We start from the raw sequence: 22,285 nt of genomic DNA, 5'->3' as shown, positions 1-22,285 counted from the left end.
TTTTTTAAATATGATGACTGCACCACACGTATCTCTTATTTTTTCGCCTAAAGTAACCATGCAAATCTTATAGTTAAACAATTTTAAACCTGAACCAGACAGATTCGGCGCTTAAGTAGACAATGCAAGGTTTAAATCAGCACAAGAATTGTGTTTTTTATTTCGGTAAGATCCTTGTTTCATTAAAGCAATTAGCAAAAAGCAAAAAAATGTATCCACATAGAATGGGCGACCATTCCTTAGGATTCAATTCCAGTCCTGCCCAGGCTTAAAAATGTATAAGTCAAAACCTAATTTGTCTATTTCATCCCGAAAAGGCTAATCTCCTCTGTCCATTCGAATTAATTTTGACATACCTAACGGAGTAAAACATTAATTTATCAACAAATTTTAGCAAATGGAAAATCAAAATAATTATAGCCGCCGACGCTTTTTAAGTGTAGCCGCTTTAACCGTGGCTGTTGCAGAACTTGGAGGGTTAAACCTTTTGAACGCCAAAGAAACTACAAAAAACAAAACCTACAATAATAAAACGCACAGCAATATATCTTTCGATACGATAAAACAGATTCATGCAGGCGTGCTAAATATGGGTTATGCAGAAAGCGGTCCAGCAGATGGCAAGCCTGTTATATTGTTACACGGATGGCCCTATACAATTCATAGTTATGCTAATGTAGCAACCTTGCTTTCTGCAGAAGGATACCGGGTAATTGTTCCACACCTTCGCGGCCATGGCAGTACGCAGTTTCTTTCGGCAAAAACACCGAGAAATGGACAACAATCGGCCATTGCTGCAGATATTATAGCCTTAATGGATGCCTTAAAAATAGATAAAGCAGTAATTGGCGGCTTTGATTGGGGAGCAAGAACGGCAAATATTATGGCCGCATTATGGCCTGAGCGCTGTAAAGCAATGGTTTCGGTAAGCGGATACCTTATTGGAAACCAGGAGGTAAACCAAAAACCATTATCGCCAAAAGCTGAGTTATCATGGTGGTATCAATTCTATTTTGCAACTGAACGCGGCCGTTTAGGATATGAAGCTAACCGAAAAGATTTTGCAAAACTGATCTGGCAAACCGCTTCTCCAGAATGGAAATTCACTGATGCCGTTTTCGAAAAATCTGCAGTTGAACTGGATAATCCAGATCATGTAGCCATTGTAATTCATAACTACAGGTGGAGATTGGGGCTGGCAGAAGGGGAAGCACAATATGATAAATATGAAAAAATATTAGCCACATTTCCGGTAATAACGGTTCCTAGCATTACACTCGAAGGCGATGCAAATGGCGCACCACATGGCAACCCAGATAATTATGCAGCTAAGTTTAAAGGCAAATATGTGCACTATAATCATAGTGGCGGCATTGGCCATAATCTTCCTCAAGAAGCACCAAAGGCATTTGCAGATGCCATTATGCAGGCAGCAATGATGGTATAAAAAAAGCTAAAATATTCATCTAATAATTTAACAATCATAATAAATTTTAAAAAAAATGGAAAATCAAAATGTAATCGAATCAGCGAATATTTTAAATATAGTAATCAACAAAGTGCTTTATACTGGAAAAGTTCATGTAAGTGGTGGCCGTGAGGGCTTTGCAAAAAGTAGCGATGGAGCGCTTGACACCGCCCTATCATCTCCTGGAAGTACAGGAAAAGGAACCAATCCTGAGCAATTATTTGCTGCAGGCTGGGCTGCATGTTTTATTGGTGCAATGAAGCACAATGCTCCCCAACTTAAAATTGTACTTCCTGCTGATTCTGCAATTGATGCAGAAGTTGATCTCGCTTTTGCGGATAGTGTTTTTAGCCTTCAGGCTAGATTAAATGTAGTTTTACCCGGACTTACTTACGAAGAAGCAAAAACAGTGGTTGAAGCTGCTCACCAAACCTGTCCGTACTCTAAAGCTACACGTGGTAATATCAATGTACAGATCAATGTGGCCATATAACTACTATAAATCAAAAAAGATACTCCAGATTAAAATTAGGGGGTGCTTTTTTGATTTATAACTTAATGATCTTGCTATACAGGTAAAGCAGTTTCGCGTTTAGCCTGCGTAATTACAAGCGAGCTATTAAGGGTACCTATATTATCTAAACGGCCGAATTTATTAATTAGAAAATCGTTGTAAGCAATCATATTTCTTGCAACAACTTTTAACATAAAATCAAAGCCTCCTGTTGTATGGTAACATTCCAATACTTCATTGAGTTTACTTACCTCCTGTTGAAATAACCGGAAAGCATTAACAGAATGATTGGTAAGCTGGACCTGTAAATAGGATATCATACAGTTCTCGAATTTATTAGGATCGATTAATGCTACTACGGAAGAAATAAATCCTAAACGTTCTAAGCGTTTTACACGTTCCTGAATGGGCGATTTTGACAAGTGTAGCATAGCAGCCAGTTCCTTATAGGTTAGCCTTGCATCTTTTTGTAATAGTGTTAAAATATCTCTGTCTGTTTGGTCAGGGGTGTATAATTCCATTATAGTGGTTAGTCTATTTATTTCTTTTCTAGGCTTAGTTTATAATGAATACCCAAATATATAAATACTCTCTGTTAAACCCTTAAGCGGAACATAAAAAAAAGAACAAAATTTTGACAAAAAGCATAATCAAAACCATCAACAGAATTAAATTCTGCAAAAACCTACTCAACAGGACATTTTCCGTATTTATCATTCACCTTCGTTTTAATTGTCAATGCGACAGATATTTGTTTAACGAATGAAACAGCTGCCAGAAGCAGTGCGTTGATTTAGTTTAGTTAATGATAACAAGAGCGCCAGCGCGATGCTGGCTCTTTTGCTTTTTAAATTACACCATTATCTGATATAAACCTACGCTAACGCCTCCACAATCTTTAGGCACCACCGATCTTCAATTTCAAATCTCAATACAAGAAGATAGATTCATCATATCGAAAATATTTAATATTTTTTGGAATATTCAAATTTTAGCTTTTACTTTGAAATACAAAGCACTTTACAAAGCATAGAAATATGAGACAATTTATTCATCAGGCTTATAATCACTTGCAAATCAACGTTATTTAACCAAAAAGCTATGAATACCGAGGAACAAAAATTAAGGTTAAATTCAAAAATATACGTCTATACAATCATTTTCGGATTGGCAACAAGCGGATTAACTGCCTTTCCGTTAGAAACCGAAATGGCCTATCTGGTTAAACACAGTGCAATTTTACCAAGCAGTCTTCAAATCTGGGTTGAAGTGGTTTATCAGGCCCTTAAAGCGACCAACTTACGTTATTCATTTTTAAGTTATGGCACCGATTGGTTAGCTTTTGCACATATCATGTTGGCCGTTCTTTTTATCGGCCCATTAAAAGATCCTATAAAAAATAAATGGGTAATCGAATTTGGGATCATCTGTTGTATCTCGATCATTCCACTGGTCTTAATTGCCGGAAATATTCGTCACATCCCAGTATTTTGGCAAATGATAGACTGTTCTTTTGGAATCATTGGCATTATCCCACTGATACTATGCCGTATCAACATCAAAATTGAAATATTAGAAGCGCATTATGGATTATGGACTTTGTAAACAAACATTCTATTGTAAGGAAAATATGGGGCAACACAGATGTTGTTCTTTTTATTTTTGCTGGCGCCGCAGCAGAGTTTAGCCTTAATAAAGCTGTTGATTGGTTATATTTTACCGGCAAACTTCCTAAAGATCCGTTGGGAAGGTTATTTTCTACTGTTGCCTATGCGCAAAAAATCGTATTTTCTTCTTTAACCGAAGCAAACGCTGCTATAGATCAGATTACCATGATCCATCAGCATGTTGAAGCTGGAAGAAATACTAAAATTCCGGATTGGGCCTATAGAGATGTATTATTTATGCTGATTAACTACTCTATCCGTGCTTTCGAGGTGTTGGAAAGAACACTCACTTTAACAGAAAAAGAGGAAATATTTACTACTTTCTACCAAGTTGGCTATCGCATGAAAATAAATGGACTTCCTGGTAATTTTGCGGCCTGGCAAGTGATGCATGAACAACAGCTCCAGGAAAATTTAATTTATAGCTGCTTTTCCCATGATCTTTATGATCAGTACAAAAAACACCTGGGTGCGCTGAGGTATTTATTAATGCGAAAAATACAGGCACTCATCGTTCCCCATAAAGTGAATGAATTACTTAAACTGGGGGAAGGAAAACCTATTAAACCAATACTTACTTTATACAAAATAAGCAGGAAACTGAAGGTGAACAAACCGTTAAGAAACTTAATTCTTCCTGCAGCGTACAAGGCACAGATTTTGGGCCTAGAAGCTTTTTAATAATAAAACAGGTTGCATCCATAAATATAGTTTTGTCATCCTTAGGGATAATTTATTTTATAAAAATCAATATAAATGACAAGAGGTTTTTATCCTATTGTTAGCTCGAGGAATCGTCATTGCGAGAAGGCTTTTTCAGCCGACGAAGCAATCTTACAACGATCGCTACTAGCGTGCGCATTGAGATTGCTTCGTTCCTCGCAATGACGACCTTTCTTAAGAGATCCGTCAATGGGTAGCCTGTCGAAGGGCCTGTTTAGTACTCTTTGAGGTATTTCGACAAGCTCTCCACAGAAGTCCTTTGGACAATATGACAGCATTTGAGGTGAAATCGCCATTATGATACAACCTCTTATTATATTTTTCTATTTCCAATCAAACGGCAAATACCAGTTGGCCGGATCCATTAATTTTTGTCTGGCAAGGCTTGCATTAGGGTTGCCTGCTTTTAACAGTTTTTGGTAAATGCGATCTGCTAAAAAGGCCGGGTTATTCTGTCTGCGGGCAATACGTACCAAATCAGGCCAGCGGTTACCTTCAAAAGCAAGCTCCAATGCGGCCTCATCAATTAATTTACCTTCTAAGCCTATCATATCCGTCTGGTAACTCACATCAATTGCATTTACAACTGCCCTACCTCTAATACCGCAGTTGCGGTACCAGGTACCTGAAACATCGTTATTTTTTCTGGCATCGAAATAATAAGGTGAGGTTTGCGGATAAGGTGTAATCATGGTATTTAACTCCGCTACCGAAACCGGTGCCTGTGCTCCGGCAGTAATGGTACCTACGTAATAGGTATTCCTGATCCCCGTGTTTAGCAATGCCCAGCCCAATTTGGTCTGTCCATCTCTATTGGCAGCTTCCGAAAAACGCAGGTGTAATAGTGGTGCACGATAAATGCCCCACTTACCGCCATTATCTGTTAGTTTGGTGATTTCATCGCCCATGGCCGAAGCATTGAAAGATAATTTACTTCTTGGATCGAAGGGAACACCACCGTAGGTAATTTGACTGTTCCAAAGATCTTTTATGGCTTGTGATGGCTTAATCTGATAACTTTTTAGCGGTGAACACAAATCAATCATTGGGTTTACAGGTTTAAAGGCGGTATTATAAGGCATGGCCCACAACCACTCGGTACTCCATGGACTCGAGGTGGTTGGCAAGGCAAAAATAGCACGCCAGCCTGCATCCAAGCTATTTATCAAACTACTGGCATCTTGCCCACTTCTACTAAATAGAATGGCTAAATTGGCGTAAGCCACATCACCAGAGTTATTGATTTTATAAAAGTTAAACCTAAAGTTATCATTCGCATTGCCATTTTCGGCATTCATCAGCTTGGCATAATTTTCGGCTGCTTTAATATAATTGCCTTTCCACAGGTAAAGATCGCCCAACAGGAAAGCCTTTGATGCAAACAGCTTTTGGGTATAATTCCCATCAATGGTTACCAATAATGATGTGCCTGTTGGGTAAGCATAAGCTTCTTTATAAGGCAGGTTTTCGTTAAAGGCAATTAATTTATCCAACAGCTGATCAAACGGTGTTTTCGGATAATTGGCCAAGTTTTTTAAATCATCTACCGTTTCTATCGCATCAGTAATATAAGGTATGCTACCATATTGAATACCTAAATGCAGATAAATCCAGCTCCTTAATGTGGCAATATCTGAATAGCGTTTGTTGTAATCATCAACACTCATCCGGCGATCATCGACCATCATTTTAAAGTTTTTGAGCACATCATTACAATTCACAATCACCTGATAATATGGTCTTGGATCAACATATTGATTGTTTTTGGTTTCGGTATGTGATGATAACTCCTGCAGATCGGTACTTGATCTGGAGGTAACATCTACCAAATCTCCACGCAGTTCGTTCTGCAGGATATACAGTTTTTCCAGGCCCAAAAATTGGCCGTAAATACCGATAACCGCAGCATCTGCATCAGATACTGTTTTAAAAGCATTTACACTATCCAATTTATCTTCGGTTGGTACGTCGAGCATTTTTTTGCAAGACCACGAGCCTGCCGATAAAATACCCAACACTAAAAGGGATGCAATTTTTTTATTTAATTTCATTTTCATGAGTATATCTTTCTTAATTATAATCCAACTCTAACACCTAGTTGAAACGACCTGAACTGAGGCTCAAGTGTGGTATCTACGCCCTGGCTAAATAAACTTCCGGAGTTACTAAATTCCGGATCATAACCTAAATAATTGGTAACAGTAAACAGGTTATTAGCTGTAGCATAAATTTTTGCGTACTTAATAGCTTTTAGTTTTAAGGGTACATTATAGGTTACATTAACGGTTCTCAAACGTAAATAGGAACCATCCTCTATCCAGCGGTCAGAAAAACGGGCATTCCCTACCGGATCGCCATAAGTGGCTTTTGGTACCGACGTAACTTGTCCATCACCTTTCCACCTGTTGCTAATATTTGGTGTTTGGTTGTAATAAGTACTTCCAGATTCTAGCTGTGCCCTGGTATAATTGTAAACATCGTTACCGCTAACAAAAGTGATTAAAGCATCTAAACTCCAGTTTTTGTAAGTGAAGGTGTTGCTAAAGCTTCCAAATATATTCGGATTAGGATTGCCAATAACGGTGCGGTCGGCGTTGTCAATTATCTTATCGCCATTGCTATCGGTAAACCTTACATCACCTCCTGTAAATGGCACAAGTGCTCCCAAACTGTTGCGACTAGATAAACCTGAGGCAGCTGCCTCGGCATTGGTCGCAAAAACGCCATTGGTTTTATAACCGTAAAACTGATTGGCCGCCTGACCAACCTGACTGATGTAAGCACCACCTGCATAACTGGTTATAACTGAATTTCCATCAGGTAAACTGGTAATTTTATTGGTTGATGTACCGATGGTTAAACCCGCATCCCATTTTAATTTTTCATTTAGAATTCGACCGTTTAAGGCTAAATCTAAACCATTTGTCTGCATGCCACCGTTATTGTTGATAAAAGAAGCTGTCCCCGTAACAACACTCAGCAATTGATAGCTTAGCATATTTTTAGTGCTGTTTCTCCAATAATCTAAGCTGATGCTTAGGCGCTCACTAAAAAAGGAGCCATCTATACCAGTATTAAACTTGCGTACGGTTTCCCATTGTAGATTCGGATTGGCAAAATTTCCTGTTACGATACCCCTGATGCCCAATACATTTTGAGAGGTATAATATTTTCTGGCGGTATAATTACCCACATCGTCATTTCCAACTAAACCATAGCTCATTCTTAATTTCAGCAGGTCAACGCGGTGTAAATTGCGCATAAATTTCTCTGAAGAAATTACCCAGGCAGCACCAACAGCGGGTAAAACGGCATAACGGCTTCCGTTAATTCTCAAACCATCGACGAAATTCAAGAAACCCTGATCGGCCTTTGCACCAAAGCGCGAAGAGCCATCAACAGCCATTGAGAAATTAACGAGGTATTTATCGGCGTAACTATAATTGGCAGACAGGTAATTGTTCAGTGTACGCCATTTCCCAATATCACCACCAAAAGTTCTAAAAGCGGCATTACTGTTTCCAATGCTGATCAACTCATCTGTTGCAGAGTTAAAACCCAAAGCATAATCCTGCTCGCTTTCGCTCTGCGAATATCGGGCACCCACAATTGCATGTAATTTACTGTAGGAGCCAAAAGACTGATCGTAAGTTAAACGAAGATCGTTAAACACATTAAAAAACCTTCCTACCTGTGTACCCAAACGGCTATCGCCTACATAATTGGAAAGCGTATCGTTGGTTACCCCTTTTCTTGGAATAAAAAGCGTTTCCTGTGTTTTATCGTAAGTTACACCACTAAGGTTAGATAGTTTAAAGTTTTTGTTGAAAGTAAAATCGAAATTGATGTTTCCATAAAATCGATAAGCCTTTTTTAAATTTTGACCTTTCTCGATTAAAGCTCTTGGATTACTCACCTGTAAAGTATCGTAATCCGCTAAATTTGGTGAAACTGCCCCAGTCGAATTTATTTCATTCCTGGCCATAAAAGGCGATTTAACCAAAGCTAAAAACAGTGGGTTGGTTACAGGAGCAATTCCCTGGTCTTTTAAACGTTGCTCAGTATAGGTAAATGATAAACTGGTGCTTCCCTGCAGTTTTTTGGTCAGGTTTAAATCACTGTTAAAACGCGTGCTGTATTTTAAATTATCAGTGCTATCAATTACGCCCCTATCTCTGGCATAAGCTGCAGAAAGTGCATACTTCGCAATATTATCGCCACCGGTTACCTTTAAAAAATAGTTCTGATCGAAACTGCTTTTTAATACTTCATTCTGCCAATTCGTTTCGTTGTGGTATTTAAAATAATCGGGATTGGCTGGACTGTCGTTCATATAAGGTTTTGCAGCAATGGCACTATTGCTTAACCCCTGACTTTTTAAAATATCAGAAAGATATAACCTATAATCTGAAGCGCCCATTACAGGTAAGTTTTTAGGCTTGAAATTGAAACCTGCATAGCCAGAAAAATCGATATTGGTAGCCAGATCGTGTGCACGGTTAGTGGTAATTAATACTACTCCATTTGCCGCTTTTACCCCATAAGTAGCTGCCAAAGCTGCATCTTTAATGATGCTGATGTTTTCGACATCCCGAACATCGATAAATTGAAGCGGGTTGTTAACATGGCCTTTAATTAGTGAAGTACCGTAATTATTGGCATCGAAAATCATCCCATCAACCACATATAAAGGCTGATTTGTGGCATATAAAGAGTTGAATCCTCTGATAAGCACATCGGCACCAACTCCTGGTGTTCCGGAGCGCCTGGTAACGTTAACCCCTGCGGCCCTGCCCTGAACGTAACTCATTACACTTTCAGAATTATTGGCCCAGTTGCCTTGTAAACCCACATTACTGATGGCGGGTATTGCCCTTGCCTGAGAAACCGTACCTATCGGCGTAACTACCTCGTTGTAAACCGAAGTAAATGATAACGGGTATAGTTTAGTTTTGATTTCTTTATCTTTGTAAACCGGCAGCACCTTGGTTTGGAAACCATTACCCGAAATAATAATGCTGGCCTTATAATCGGGTACAATTACAGTAAACCTTCCTTTTTCGTCGGTAATGGCGGCGTTAAAACCAGTAATTGTGATGTTAATGCCCACTAAAGGCTTATTGGTATTTCCATCGAGCACAACTCCTCTTATTTTTTCGCCTTTAACTGCACGCGCCTTTACTTTTACGGTAGTGGTATCTGTTTCGGTTTTCACCGAATCTACTTCCTGTGCCTGCGCAGCTAAGCCAAACACCAGTAAGCAAAGCAATATGCCCCAAACTTTTTTTATCGTTGTAAAATTATACATAGTATTTTTTTTGAAAGCAAGATTCATAATTAAGGTAAAACTGGTTCGAAGCGTAGATAATCTAATATGAGTGTACTTACATTTATACTCGTACTATTTGCAGCGGTTAACCTCACCTGAAAATTACCAAACTGTGCTGGCGTATATTCTCCTAAATAGGTTTCATTATAAGTTAAGGGGTTTACCAAATGGGTATAAAACAAAGTATAACTTACTGTGACAGGGTTAAAAAAGAAATAACGCTGCGTAAATGCCGCCACCTGCGGATCGCCAGGCAAACCAGAAATCGCTCTTGCGTAAACTTTATATTTTACCACCGGTAAATTGGTTTTGGTGTAGAATACACCAAACTCGGCATACTTATGGTCGTAAACCTCAATATCATTAAAAGTTTTTCCTAAATTATCGATTTTTGTACGGTATAAAAGCGTTCTTGCAGCACTAACGGCCTGTGGTTTCTCGCCCTCGATTCTAAATTCAGGTATTTTATCCTTTAAGCGGAAAGGCAAAGCATTTACCACATGCACCATACCATTACTGGCACGGTACGAACGGATAATATTGACCTTATTAACTGGCACTTTTACACCTTTTAAAGAAATAAGCGTATCTGGCAATTTTTCAATCGGATAAACACCTTTTATGGTTAAATCTTTAACAAGAAAGAAAGAAGCATTTAAATTTGGATCTATACTTGGATAATAGCTTGAAAGTTTTGATGATTCGGCTGTAAAGGCGGCATCCTGTAGTATAAAATAGGTGTATTGCTGACTTTCGTCCCTCAGATCGGCTACATTTACCCAATAAGTATTTCTGGCTATCATTGGTGGATTAGGTGCAAAAATTGGATTACCCAATGCGTTATAACCAATAACCGTAGCGTTTGCGGTATCGATAACGGTAATGGATAGATTATTGATGTAGTTTTTTTGCAAAGCACCATCGGTACTGGTCAGCATATAATCCCAAATATTCTGTTTGCCTGGAACAGCCTGATCTATGGTATACAATACCCCATTTTTAACAAACTGGCCAGCAGCCGAAACAGTGCCTTCTTCAAATTTAGTGCTGGTAAAAACACCAAACTTGTTATTAAGCAGTTTCAACCTTGTTGTGTCGCCCTCTTTGTTTAATGGAAAAGTAGATAGTGCAATATGGTTGGCTACAAAATCTTTTAATTTTGCAGGATCAGAAACAATTGCTGCATCTAAACTGGCTAAAGCCTGATTGGTAGGAGCCCAAACCGTATAGTTTTGTGCACCTGCAAGCACCTTATCATAACCCGTAGTTTTAACATAACCGTTAAAAATACTGAGGTTCGCTTGGGCATCAAGCTTTTGCGAAAGGTCTAGGCTATTATCTACATTAGTAAGCTCATTATGCAGTTCCAGGTTATCTTTACAGGAATATAAAACTGTACTGATACTGAGCAGGACAACGTATATTATATATTTTCTAGTCATTATTTATATTTTTTAGTTCTATGGCTCAATTAGTTATGGACGTTTATAAATCAGACCCGACGGACTAAATCTTGGATAGTTCTGATCATCATCAATCGGAATAAAGTGAATCATATCCATATTCATAATTCCGGACCCATTACCACGCAGCGTAGTAAACCTAACCCAGTGTTTATCAGTTGTTTTAATATCTACCACACCAGCCAATTTCCCGACCATAACCGACCATTGGTTATTAACTGATATGGGCTGTATGCCTCTTACACCATCCTGATTAACGTCTGCAGTGGTAGCCATATAGCGTTTAAAGCCGTTGGTTAACATTAATCCATCTGCAGAAGGCAAAGCAGCATTGGCGGTAGGCACACCAGAACTGGTTAAAGTTTGGGCAAAATCGACTAAGTTTGGCAATAATTGTTCTTGTGTTGTGCCCACATCTACCCCAACCTGTGTAAGTGGTCCGGAGCCATTGTAGGTATAACAGATCCAAACTTTGTATTTACCTTTTACCAGCATAGGGGTTCTGATTTCCATCCAGATAGAACGTGCGGCATTACTGGTAGTGGGGTTAAACTGAATTACATCTCTGTTGGCATAACTGCGGCCATCAGATGCGCCGATTGGCGTTGACGACACGGCATATACAGGGCCAATTGTGTTTGACCGGTAAGCATCAAGCCTGATACCTGCTGTAATCAATTTTCCATTTTGTAAAAGCGGAATGGTTTGTCCGGGTGCCCGCCAGGCCGCCAATAATTTTAATTCTGGCTGATCGCCAATATCGAAGAAAACACCCGTAGGTACCCTTGGTTTAATTTTGTAAAAACCTTTCGATTCGTGTAAAACCCCGTTAGAAGTAGTAACATTGCTAAAAGTCCTATTTACTTCTACTCCAGGCTCAATTACACCATTAAACTCATCATCATTTAATAAGATTTTCGTTCCAACTAATTTTGTGGTTACAATTTCACTAGGTACCAAAGTAGATAACGAAGGTGAAGAAACAATATCAGGCGTATAACTTGCCCCTGTTGAAATATGGTAAGCTACATACATCCACAAACTATCGCTATGACTTTTCGGGTTGCCTGTTTTTGAAAGTTTGGCTTTTAAAGCAGCGTAATTATTAAAACCTGCAGCTTGCAATGCCGAATCAGATTCGAGAATTACCGTCTGGAAACGACGTGTAGTATCAGGAATTACAGATTGTACATAGTTTAACGAATCGTAAAAACCAGTTTCTTTTAAGGCCTGGGTGAAGATGCTATACCTGGTATTGCCTTCGATAGTTGAAGCCAGCGTTTTAGTTGAAGGAATTAACACATGATCGATAACATGGATGATTCCATTCCCAACCCGAACATTCGACTGGGTAATGAGTGCCTGTTTGTTGATGATAAAACTACTTACACCATCTTTAAAGGTAACACCAGTTTGCAGATACTGACCGTAAAGGGTAATCTGGGTTAATTTACCGTCGGTAAATTTGCCCGTAGCAACTGTATCTGGCAAAACGTGAAAACGAACAACATCTTTCAGTTCTGCAGCTGATAATTGGTCGACTGCTGTTTTACTTAAACTTTTTAACCAATCGTTAACTGCATTATTATCAGGAGTAAACATGGTGTATTTACCATATGCTGCCAAATAACCTTTTGTACCCGATCTCTCTAAGATTTGGGTAAACAAAGAAAATTTTTCTGGATTTTTCTCCAAAAATCCGGTAATGTTAACATCATCAGTAGTACTTATTGTTAAACTTTCTCTTTTACAGGCATTGATCACTAAGATTATAAATGCGCTGAATATAACCAAACAGGTAATGTTACGGATGTCTAATTTCATTTTCATATCACTTATTCTATTTAGTGTAAAATGGATTTTGTACAAGATTAGGATCTGTAAATAACTCACTCTGATAAATCGGCAAGTAATGGCTGTTGGGATCTCTAAATTTGGTAATGGCTGATTGTTGAAGTGTAGGCGATACTGTTTTGGCGGCAATATCTAACAGAATATCAATGCGGCTATAGTTATTGCGTTTGGCATGGCGCAGAAGGTCGAACCATCTTTTGCCTTCAAAAGCAAATTCTCTGGCACGTTCGGCCAAAATATAATCGCACAAAGCTTCAGTTTCTGAAGGGTCTACAGTAACTTTCGTAGCATTTACAGCATTACGTCTTAATCTCAGTTCATCAACCAATGCCAAAGCTTCTACACCGCCACCGGTTAAGGCCAAAGCTTCGGCTTTAATCATCATGATATCTGAATAACGGTATGCTTGCCATTTTACGTAAGAAGGATTTTCTGTGCCATATTTCTGGATGGTAAAAGCCGAATTATAGTAAGAATCAGGCCTGATATCATAGTTATTATCCGGATCAACATCATCAGGAATAAAGATTTCAGTACTCAAAAAAGGAGAACCGATAAAACGTCGTCTTGTATTTACCAATAAATTATAAAACGGGTTTTCTATAGCCTGGTCAAATTCAAATATGGTTTCGATGGATGAACCTCTGAAGAATACATTATTGTACCAGCCAGAACCTGCACCAACCAGGGCAAATCTTTGCGAACTGATGATTTTATTACACTCGGTAATACAGTTCGGATAATCTTCCATCCACAGGTACACATCGGCTAACAAAGCATTTACGGTAAATTTGGTTACCCTACCCTTATCAAACCTTGTGCTACCATAAGTGGTAACCGCGCCTTGTTCAGCTTTTTTTAAGTCGGTAATAATCTGTTTTAAAATATCGGCCTGTTTGGTTTTCGGCAGATCCTGCAAATCGGTATCTTTTACGGTGGCAGTTAATTTTAATGGTACATCTCTAAATGTGCGCAGCAGGTAAAAATACATGAGGCTTCTTAAGGTAAGCGCTTCTGCCACATAACCGTTCAATGCTGCATCTGTAAAAGTGGGATCGGTAGCTTTAACGCCAGGCGCAAAATCGAGCACGGTATTGCAATAATTAATGGTACGGTAAAATGCTGCCCATCTTGCTATTGTATTATCCTGGGTAATATTTACATTGATAATGTCCGTTTCCTCTGTTGTAATACTAGGCCCACCTGTAATCATATCGGCCCTAAGCTCGCCATATATAAACATGTACTCCAATAAAGATTTATCACCAATACCGGGAGGAGGCGCCAGCAAAGAGGTGTAACAACCAGAAACTGCTGCTAAAACATCCTCTTTCGTTTTCCAGAATTCCTGTCTGGTAATTCCATCTCTGGGTTGAAGATCGAGCCACTTGTTGCAAGAGCTGCTCATCACCAGCATCATTAGTAAACAAGTGCTATATAAAATATTTTTCATCAGTTTTGAATTAAAAGTTAGCAGTTAAACCGAAAGTGATTGTTTTAATTGGCGGCGTGGTAGAATTATCTATCACTGTGTTCGCCCCATTTAACTTAATTGGCACCTCAGGGTCCTGACCAGTATATTTAGTAAATGTTAAGATATTCTGAACGGTAAGATTGGTGGTAAGCGATTTCATACCCAATCTCTTCATAAAGGTTTTGCCAAAGTCGTACTTTAACACTACCGAGCTCAATCTTAAAAATGATCCGTCTTCAATGTATCGGTCGGAGCCTAAAAAGTTATAGCCCGTACCATACATGGCTCTTGGTATATCAGTAACATCGCCCTCTTTTTTCCACCGGCGCAATACAGCTGTACTTTGGTTATTAAAACCATACATATTGGTGGTGTTAATTTTAGTACCGTTAATAATATCGTAACCGGTACGGAAAGTGAAGTTAAAACCTAAACGAAGGTTTCCATTGATGGTTAGGTTAGATCCAAATCCTCCTGTTAGTTTAGGGTTACCATTACCCAGGTACACGATATCTTTATAATCAATGTTTCCATCATGGTTGATATCTTCATACATGGCATCGCCCGGTTGAAAAACATAATCGATAGATGGATAAGCAAAACGCATATAAATTTTATCGCCGTTCGGCCCAACAATCTGGTTTCCATTCTCATCCAATGCAACCGTTGCATTTTTATCAGGATATACACCTTTAAATTTGAAGCCATAAAACGATCCGAAAGGATTGTTTTCCTGAACAAATACTTTGTACACATTGTTGCTGGTTACCCTACCTTTGTTTTCTCTGGGGTATAGCGGTGAAACCTCACGGATTACGTTTTCGTTGTGCGCGATATTGAAAGAAAGATCTAATCTTATCTTTTTCTTTTTGATCACGGTAGCATTCAGGTTTACTTCCCAGCCCTGATTATCCATGGTACCCACATTCATATCAACCCCTCCATAACCATTATAACTTGCTACCTGTAAGCCTGGATAAAACAGATCGGTTGTACGTTTACGGTATAAATCGAAATCGATATTTAAATTTTTAAAGAGGTTTAAAGTAATACCGAGGTTGGATTGAGTAACAGTTTCCCACCTTAAATCAGTTAATTCCATATTGGTAGAATATACCCCGGCATTATCCAAATAGCTAAAACCGTAATTTTGGTAAATATTAAAGTAAGAATAATCGTTACGCGGCACATTACCACTTTTACCGTAACTGGCCCTTAAACTAAAATCATCTACATATTTATTGGTCTTTTTCATAAAAGGTTCGCCAGATATCCGCCAACGGCCAGAAACTGAAGGAAAAATACCATATCGGTTAGCCGCACCGAACCTGGAGTTACCATCTCCCCTAATGCTACCATTAATAATGTAACGGTCTAAAAATTTGTATTGAACATTAGCCAATAAACCAACTGACCTGGTTTGTCCTAATGATGAGGTGGCAGAACCTGTGTAATTGGTACGGCTATCAACAGAAGGGTCGGATAAATACGATGATGCCGTATTGGTAGAAAACAAGTACTGCCCGGTTCTGCGACTATCTTCACTATCGAAGCGTAAAAAACCTATAATATCGTGTCTATCGTTCAATTTCGGTGTATAGGCCAATGTCATACTAGTGTTCATGGTGAATGAATCGCCATCAGCATCTGAAGCTGTATTGACTACCGATTCGGTATAAGGGCGGCCTGTTGCAACCTGTGGAAGGAAGGTTTTTACTTTGGTGTTATTAATATTTACCATAAAACTCCCGTTTAGGCGTAACACACTTGGCAAAATTTCGTACTGCAAACTAAATTTTGGTGTTATACGCTCGCCCAATTGGTGATTACTACCTGCTGTAGCCATGGCCAAAGGATTAAAGGTTCCGGTTACTCTTCTGTTATCGAAATTATAAAAGAATGCACCTTGGGCTGTTGCTGCAGGACTAAAGAAATTATCCGTTAAATTACCATACTCATCGTACTCATAAATACTCTGGTTAGGCATCTTTGTGTAGGCTACATCTCTAACATTTTGTGTAAAAAGTCCGTTCTGATCGATATGCGTATAAGAAATGTCAGAACTAAACCTGATTTTGTTCGACACCATATAATCTAAATTTACCCTTGCCGAAACACGGTTTAAATCGGTGCCAATGGTAGTACCTGTTTGGTTAAAATAATTTACCGAAGCACGGTATCTGGCTTTTTCACCACCACCAGAAATAGATAGGTTATGATCCTGCAGGTAACCTATCTTGGTAATTGCCGATAGCCAATCGGTATTGTTGCTGTAATTATAGTAATTATAAGGATCGTTCGGATCATATTGAAATTGCTTTGCAAATTCTGAAGTAGAAAACTGACGCCCCGCATTATAATATTCTTCCAAAACGAGTGATGAATACTGGTTACCATCCAACATCGGGATCGGACTTGGCTGTTTAGAATACGAACCTTTAAAGTTATAGGAAATAGCTGGCGGACCAATTGATCCTCTTTTTGTGGTAATAATTAATACACCGTTTGCTGCTCTCGATCCCCAAACCGCTGTTGCCGCTGCATCTTTTAGTACGCTAATTTCTTTAATATCAGATGGGGCAATATTTAATAACTGACCATAATTGTTCTCATCAGAGGTGGCAAAGTTAAAATCAGAAGGGATGGTAATATCGTAAGGCATACCATCCAATACAATTAATGGATCGGTTGCACCATTAATGGAAGATGTACCGCGGATACGGATCTGCATCGGCGCACCCGGATCGCCTGTACTGGCGGTAATATCAACCCCTGCCATGCGGCCTTGCAGGGCCTGATCGATTGATGCCGATTGGAGGTCTTCGAGTTCTTTGGCATCAATGGTAACTGTAGCCGAAGTTTGATCGCGTTTATCGATCGTCATTCCACTTCCATTGTTCGTTTTTGCCCTCGAAACAACCTGAACTTCATCCATTTGATTTTCAGAAGGTTCCAATTGAAAATTAATAACTACCTTATCGATATTAACAGGCGCTGAAGACTTATAACCGATATATGAAACCGATATCCTATAGGTCTTATCTGCTACCGGCAAAGAGTAATTTCCATCAATATCTGTCGAAACGCCTTTAATTACCCTTTTATCTTTATCAACAATTACAACAGATGCACCAATAATGGGCTGCTTATCTTTTTTATCAATAACCCTACCCTTTACGTAATTAATTTGTTGTGCATAGCTTAGTGATGATACCAACAAACAGCATAGTAAAATAAAAAAACTATAATTATATCTTTTAGTCATCTCGGTTTAGAATTGATATTTTAAATAAGAATTGATTTGATGAATCACCGTTCTGTTAGATAACACGTTGCTTCTATCGGTTGTACCCAGCAAAACATTCACAGAATTATTGGTTACATCTCTTAGCATGAGTGTATTGGTGGTGTTGGTAAATACAGTAACCTTGGCTGCATCTCCCGAATCGTTTTTAAGCAAGCTTTCAAAAGAACCTGTTTTCTGTCCATCGCTTGCTACTGTGCTTTTAATAATATGGTATTGGATAAATTTGGCCACCTTGCTAATATCTCCGGCATCTGTTGGCGCATAATTTGGTGCTCCGTTGGGTAACTCTGGCAATAACCCGGCCGTTACCGCAGCTTGTATAGCCGCATTTGTAGGAATGAAAACGGTGTAAGAGCTTCCATCGGTAACCCCTTGAATTGCACCTGTAGCAGCAGTATAAAGCGTAACGTTATTTTTAAGGTACTGAAAGAAAGAATAATAAGGATCGGTTGTTAGCGTACCATATTTTTCGATATGTTTGCTTACCGGAAGTACAGTATACATGAGTACTTTGGCAGCATAAGCATCAGCTCCATTAACAGCTGTGGCTACTGAATCGATTTTGATGCTTTTATCTGCAACTGTGGGCAGATCTTCTGTACCTGCTGAAGAGAAAAAACCATTATTGTACTTAATATATTCGCCACCAGAAGTTTTTAAAATACCAGCTGTTGTGGCAAAATTTGGCACGTCACGGTCGCCCAGCGGGATAATATGCGTTTGTAACAATCGCCTTAAAACATTCAGATCGCCCCTAATTGGCGACGAAGGATAAAAGGGATCGTATGAGAACCCTAAACTTACCAAGGTGGCATCGGGAATAGGAATAACAATGTATTTTAATGAGGCTGTTTTAATTGGAATAGCATAACCCAATACATCAAGCGCCTGTTTCATAATGTAATAGGTAGGATCTAAATTTACTTTCCCGTAAACCGTCGAAAATACATTGGCATTTTGAGCAGCGTTTACGCCATAAAACAATCCATTACTTAAAAACTGTTTGTCTACCACGTTCGCAGGTGCAAGTTTAGTGGGTTCGCCTAAAAAGCTGTTAACTGAATTAAACTTGCTCGGCCATACTGTAGTTCTGTATAAGTGGGAATTGATAAAATCTCTAATAATATCGGATCTTAAAGAAAACAGTTCGTTCAGCTGTGCTTTATAATTTCCTGGCTGTAACCTGTTTTTGGCATAATATTTTAACAGCACCTTTGCATAGGCCTCAACCGCATCATCAGTTGGTGCAAAAATGGTGTACATACCAATCTGCGCATCGTTGGCATCTTCTTTTAGGTAATTTTCGTTGTTAGGCGAAAAACCAAGCAATACACTATAGTTTTTAGCGTAAACATTATCGCTTTTACCTGTTAACACCTGGTAGCGGTGGGTAATGTCAGTATTTAAATTGTAGCTTACATATTTATCCAAAAGGGATTTGAAGGCGCCATATTGCGCTTTAGCACCTATATACTGATCGATACTTTGTGGCGGTGTAAGCACCTTATCTACGATGTGGATTACGCCATTTTCGGCTACAATATCTTGCTCGATAATTTTTCCAGGACCTACATTTTTTCCGGCATACTCGGTATTTGGATAAAAATAATTATAATCTAAAGCACTAATGCCTGCAAAAGTGACAAAGGGGCTAAGAAAAAAGGTCAGGTTTTTATTATTAAAATCGGTTGGCAAATAAGTTCCGTTTCGGTTACCTGCAATTACCTTTATTGCTTTACCATCATTATCTACGCCATCGTAAACAAAATCGTAATAAACGGTACGTCGCCTAAAACCAACATTTTTAACGAAACCTTTTGCTGTTAAATTATCGCTTAAACGTTCTACTTTCTCTCCGTCATAAGTCATTGAATAACGTACGATTGCCGAAGCGAGCGTTGCATTTATCTCGGTTAAGTTGTTCTCAGACATGTAGGTGGTAAAAGCCGCATCTGTTGGTGCAAAAACCGTCCACGATCCTGCTTTGCTTAAGGTTTCTTTATAGCCCGATTTATCTATACAATCTAAAAATCTGGTAAAATTCCCTTTGGCCTGAAGTTGTTGATAAATTGGATCGGCTAATGTTTCAGGACGACCATAGAACTCATCAAATTCTTTTTTCCGGCAAGCGCTGAGAATGAATATAACCGCCAAATTAACGATTAAAAATTTTTGTAAAATTTTACTCATAGCAATTTCATTGGATAAACGGCCATTAAATACTGGGCAATAAAAAGCTATGGATCTAAATCAATTAGAAATTAAAAAATGCAAAAACTGACTTAAAGGGTGAGTAGATTTTTACTGCATAGAATCGTATTAACGTTCGTTAATTAAATAGTTGGTTAAAAAGTTATTTGGTTAGTGAATTATTTCTTAAATATAAAAAGGTGGAACAAAATTCCCATCCTGTACTATCCTGTCTTCTTACTATAAAATATTATCATAAAAACATAACATCCATCTTCAGCACACCTAAATCGTTTTAAGCAAGCTCTAATGCCTTTAAAAAAAACAAATAACAATATGCCGATCAAAAAAAACATTAACAGTACAAGAAATAAGACAAAATGCGAGGGCTATCTGCAATTAGCAGTAGCATGTAATGTTGTTTGGTTTAAAGCTATTTGATACTCATCCATCCTTCTGGGATAGAAATTACAAAGATATTCATGGTTCGGTTATCTTCAGACAACATCGCTGATTGGATTTCGATTTTTTTACCATCAGGGCTCACGGTAGGATGCGGATGATCTGCAGCTGTTTGCTTATGTCCTGCCGAGAGCAGTTTCATTTCATGTGTTTTCCTATCTGTGCTAGCCAGTGTGATGGTTAAATACTAAAGTGCAGGTAAAAACGGCAATAAGAAATGAACAGGATATATATTTCATCTTTATTTTGGTTAAATGCGGTGTTGATTATTTATACATCTGTACCGAACTATCGTTTATTACAAAAGGATGCTTTTGTAATAAACGATAAGTTTCTGCTCCTGCCAAAAGCACAGGGCCATAACTATGTGCGGCAAAAACATTTACAGGTCTGTAATAGTAAAACGCAGGATCGAAACCCATGCCCGTACCCACACATGTACCTTCTACCTGACCGTTTGCATTTATTTTAGTACTTACGGCATTCCAGGCCAACAATACCATAGGGCCATAAGCTTTGGCATCTAGCCAGCCTTTGTTAACTGCACGGGCAATGCAATAGCTATAAATGGCGGTAGCAGAGGTTTCCGAATAAGAATCATTCCGATCTAAAAGCTGATGCCAAAAACCTGTCCCATCCTGCAGCGCTGCCAACCCTTTTACATGTGCTTTTAGCATTTGCAAGATATAGGGCCTACCAGGATGGTTTACAGGTAAGGCATCCAGCAGTTCTATTTTGGTCATAAGTGCCCAACCATTTGCCCTCGCCCAATGAAACTGGGGATGGGGATCCATATCCTGAACCCAGCCATGCATATACAATCCTTTTTCTGGGTTAAACATCCGCTTGGCGAACAATCTGTATTGTTTCTCCGCCTCGTCAAAATATTTAGTATCGCCAGTTAACACCCCCATCTGGGCAATTGCCGGCAGGCTCATGTAGAGATCATCAAGCCATAGCGTATTGGGCTGTGGCCGGTTCCTGGCCAATGTACCGTCTTTCAAGCGGAACTCTTTGGTCATGATGTAATTTAAATAATGATCAATAACCGGGCGGAGATCGGCTTTCACTTCTCCTGTTCGCTGTGCCTTAATCATTGCAGCAGCAATAGAACCTGCATCATCCAGTGCACGTGGATCTATCACTGAACGAACGGGCGTTGCAGCCCCCTTATTTGTTTTTAAATATTTTTGGTAAGCAGAAACAAGCTCTGCCAAAAAATTCACCCGTTTAACCGTATAATCTTTAAATTTTGATCACCAGTGGCAATAGCAGCCTCTAACATACCTGTATAGGTAACACCCCATTCGTAACTCGTTAAACGATAGTCTCCTGGTTTAAATATCGAACTGGAATCTGCTTTCTTTAAATCCGAAACCACTTTTCCCGAAACCTTATCTATCAGTTCGAAAGGGGTCGTTTTATCCAGATAATTATAAACCCGATCTAATGATACTTTAACATCTGCCATTTTTGTTTCTCCATAAGGTGTAACATAGGCCGGTTTTAGCAAATGTAGCGGCGAGGTAACATCATTACCTTTATGTTCTACATATTGGGCAAAAGCAGGTACAGCAGCGCACATCGCAGTACAAAGGAACAATATTTTAGATCCAGAAGTTTTAATCGGATTGGTAAAAACAAACATAACAGATGGCTTAAACTATGTCATTGCTCCTAAATGGAAACAAAACATATATGGGTTTATAAATGGTTAATCAATCCAATCTATCATAATTACAAAAAAGAAGCGACCTGCTCTGTCCTGCTTCTTCCGTAAAGAAATTATTACAGTATATATAGAGCCTGTTTAATTTGATACAATTATTTTACT

Annotated in this window: 15 protein-coding genes; 4 read left to right on the top strand and 11 right to left on the bottom strand. The window is 38.8% G+C overall.

Annotation, left to right across the window (positions count from 1 at the left end; translation table 11 throughout):
• Nucleotides 1–397 precede the first annotated feature (397 nt).
• Entirely contained in the window at nucleotides 398–1,447 is a 1,050-nt protein-coding gene (locus EYS08_RS06925) for an alpha/beta hydrolase (RefSeq protein WP_131029318.1), read from the top strand.
• Nucleotides 1,448–1,502: 55 nt separating this feature from the next.
• Nucleotides 1,503–1,961, top strand: coding sequence for an organic hydroperoxide resistance protein (locus EYS08_RS06920; RefSeq protein ID WP_131029317.1), 459 nt, complete (start codon nucleotides 1,503–1,505; stop codon nucleotides 1,959–1,961).
• A gap of 74 nt (nucleotides 1,962–2,035) precedes the next feature.
• Here EYS08_RS06920 and EYS08_RS06915 read toward each other — a convergent pair whose 3' ends face one another.
• The gene (locus EYS08_RS06915) at nucleotides 2,036–2,503 is read right to left on the bottom strand and encodes an Lrp/AsnC family transcriptional regulator (protein ID WP_131029316.1); all 468 of its coding nucleotides are present in this window, start codon (nucleotides 2,501–2,503) and stop codon (nucleotides 2,036–2,038) included.
• A gap of 580 nt (nucleotides 2,504–3,083) precedes the next feature.
• On the opposite strand from EYS08_RS06915, the gene EYS08_RS06910 reads away from it, so the two are divergent.
• Complete coding sequence (locus EYS08_RS06910) at nucleotides 3,084–3,587, top strand: hypothetical protein (protein ID WP_131029315.1); 504 nt, start codon at nucleotides 3,084–3,086, stop codon at nucleotides 3,585–3,587.
• Nucleotides 3,575–4,330 carry an oxygenase MpaB family protein gene (locus tag EYS08_RS06905; RefSeq protein ID WP_131029314.1) on the top strand — a complete coding sequence of 252 codons (756 nt, stop codon included), beginning with the start codon at nucleotides 3,575–3,577 and terminating at the stop codon, nucleotides 4,328–4,330. The genes EYS08_RS06910 and EYS08_RS06905 overlap by 13 nt, the downstream gene beginning before the upstream one ends.
• Before the next feature lie 365 nt (nucleotides 4,331–4,695).
• Here the strand turns inward: EYS08_RS06905 and EYS08_RS06900 are convergent, their stop codons facing one another.
• From EYS08_RS06900 to EYS08_RS26305, 10 genes are all read right to left on the bottom strand, one after another.
• Complete coding sequence (locus tag EYS08_RS06900) at nucleotides 4,696–6,423, bottom strand: RagB/SusD family nutrient uptake outer membrane protein (protein WP_165456397.1); 1,728 nt, start codon at nucleotides 6,421–6,423, stop codon at nucleotides 4,696–4,698.
• Between the two features lie 23 nt (nucleotides 6,424–6,446).
• Nucleotides 6,447–9,680: a SusC/RagA family TonB-linked outer membrane protein gene (locus EYS08_RS06895; RefSeq protein ID WP_131029312.1), complete on the bottom strand. Its 3,234-nt coding sequence runs from the start codon at nucleotides 9,678–9,680 to the stop codon at nucleotides 6,447–6,449.
• A gap of 29 nt (nucleotides 9,681–9,709) precedes the next feature.
• Nucleotides 9,710–11,143 carry a fasciclin domain-containing protein gene (locus EYS08_RS06890; RefSeq protein WP_131029311.1) on the bottom strand — a complete coding sequence of 478 codons (1,434 nt, stop codon included), beginning with the start codon at nucleotides 11,141–11,143 and terminating at the stop codon, nucleotides 9,710–9,712.
• A gap of 33 nt (nucleotides 11,144–11,176) precedes the next feature.
• The gene (locus tag EYS08_RS06885) at nucleotides 11,177–12,994 is read right to left on the bottom strand and encodes a fasciclin domain-containing protein (RefSeq protein ID WP_131029310.1); all 1,818 of its coding nucleotides are present in this window, start codon (nucleotides 12,992–12,994) and stop codon (nucleotides 11,177–11,179) included.
• A gap of 10 nt (nucleotides 12,995–13,004) precedes the next feature.
• A complete protein-coding gene (locus EYS08_RS06880; protein WP_131029309.1) occupies nucleotides 13,005–14,471 on the bottom strand; it encodes a RagB/SusD family nutrient uptake outer membrane protein in 1,467 nt (488 codons plus the stop codon).
• Between the two features lie 10 nt (nucleotides 14,472–14,481).
• A complete protein-coding gene (locus EYS08_RS06875) occupies nucleotides 14,482–17,757 on the bottom strand; it encodes a SusC/RagA family TonB-linked outer membrane protein (RefSeq protein ID WP_131029308.1) in 3,276 nt (1,091 codons plus the stop codon).
• 6 nt (nucleotides 17,758–17,763) lie between these two features.
• Nucleotides 17,764–19,989: a fasciclin domain-containing protein gene (locus EYS08_RS06870; protein WP_131029307.1), complete on the bottom strand. Its 2,226-nt coding sequence runs from the start codon at nucleotides 19,987–19,989 to the stop codon at nucleotides 17,764–17,766.
• A gap of 433 nt (nucleotides 19,990–20,422) precedes the next feature.
• Entirely contained in the window at nucleotides 20,423–20,593 is a 171-nt protein-coding gene (locus EYS08_RS06865; RefSeq protein WP_208745805.1) for a TolB-like translocation protein, read from the bottom strand.
• Nucleotides 20,594–20,717: 124 nt separating this feature from the next.
• Nucleotides 20,718–21,668, bottom strand: coding sequence for a glycoside hydrolase family 88/105 protein (locus tag EYS08_RS06860; protein WP_244215878.1), 951 nt, complete (start codon nucleotides 21,666–21,668; stop codon nucleotides 20,718–20,720).
• Nucleotides 21,669–21,673: 5 nt separating this feature from the next.
• Entirely contained in the window at nucleotides 21,674–22,099 is a 426-nt protein-coding gene (locus tag EYS08_RS26305) for a glycoside hydrolase family 88 protein (RefSeq protein ID WP_244215877.1), read from the bottom strand.
• Nucleotides 22,100–22,285 lie beyond the last annotated feature (186 nt).

It is taken from the genome of Pedobacter kyonggii (assembly GCF_004310665.1).
Taxonomy (GTDB): Bacteria; Bacteroidota; Bacteroidia; order Sphingobacteriales; family Sphingobacteriaceae; genus Pedobacter; species Pedobacter kyonggii.
This window is presented reverse-complemented; position numbering and strand designations above follow the sequence as displayed.

What these genes read in the sequence shown, in the direction of transcription:
- EYS08_RS06925 (WP_131029318.1), top strand. Translation starts at nt 398, where the DNA reads ATGGAAAATCAAAATAATTATAGCCGCCGACGCTTTTTAAGTGTAGCC.
- EYS08_RS06920 (WP_131029317.1), top strand. Translation starts at nt 1,503, where the DNA reads ATGGAAAATCAAAATGTAATCGAATCAGCGAATATTTTAAATATAGTA.
- EYS08_RS06915 (WP_131029316.1), bottom strand. Translation starts at nt 2,503, where the DNA reads ATGGAATTATACACCCCTGACCAAACAGACAGAGATATTTTAACACTA.
- EYS08_RS06910 (WP_131029315.1), top strand. Translation starts at nt 3,084, where the DNA reads ATGAATACCGAGGAACAAAAATTAAGGTTAAATTCAAAAATATACGTC.
- EYS08_RS06905 (WP_131029314.1), top strand. Translation starts at nt 3,575, where the DNA reads ATGGACTTTGTAAACAAACATTCTATTGTAAGGAAAATATGGGGCAAC.
- EYS08_RS06900 (WP_165456397.1), bottom strand. Translation starts at nt 6,423, where the DNA reads ATGAAATTAAATAAAAAAATTGCATCCCTTTTAGTGTTGGGTATTTTA.
- EYS08_RS06895 (WP_131029312.1), bottom strand. Translation starts at nt 9,680, where the DNA reads ATGTATAATTTTACAACGATAAAAAAAGTTTGGGGCATATTGCTTTGC.
- EYS08_RS06890 (WP_131029311.1), bottom strand. Translation starts at nt 11,143, where the DNA reads ATGACTAGAAAATATATAATATACGTTGTCCTGCTCAGTATCAGTACA.
- EYS08_RS06885 (WP_131029310.1), bottom strand. Translation starts at nt 12,994, where the DNA reads ATGAAAATGAAATTAGACATCCGTAACATTACCTGTTTGGTTATATTC.
- EYS08_RS06880 (WP_131029309.1), bottom strand. Translation starts at nt 14,471, where the DNA reads ATGAAAAATATTTTATATAGCACTTGTTTACTAATGATGCTGGTGATG.
- EYS08_RS06875 (WP_131029308.1), bottom strand. Translation starts at nt 17,757, where the DNA reads ATGACTAAAAGATATAATTATAGTTTTTTTATTTTACTATGCTGTTTG.
- EYS08_RS06870 (WP_131029307.1), bottom strand. Translation starts at nt 19,989, where the DNA reads ATGAGTAAAATTTTACAAAAATTTTTAATCGTTAATTTGGCGGTTATA.
- EYS08_RS06865 (WP_208745805.1), bottom strand. Translation starts at nt 20,593, where the DNA reads ATGAAACTGCTCTCGGCAGGACATAAGCAAACAGCTGCAGATCATCCG.
- EYS08_RS26305 (WP_244215877.1), bottom strand. Translation starts at nt 22,099, where the DNA reads ATGTTTGTTTTTACCAATCCGATTAAAACTTCTGGATCTAAAATATTG.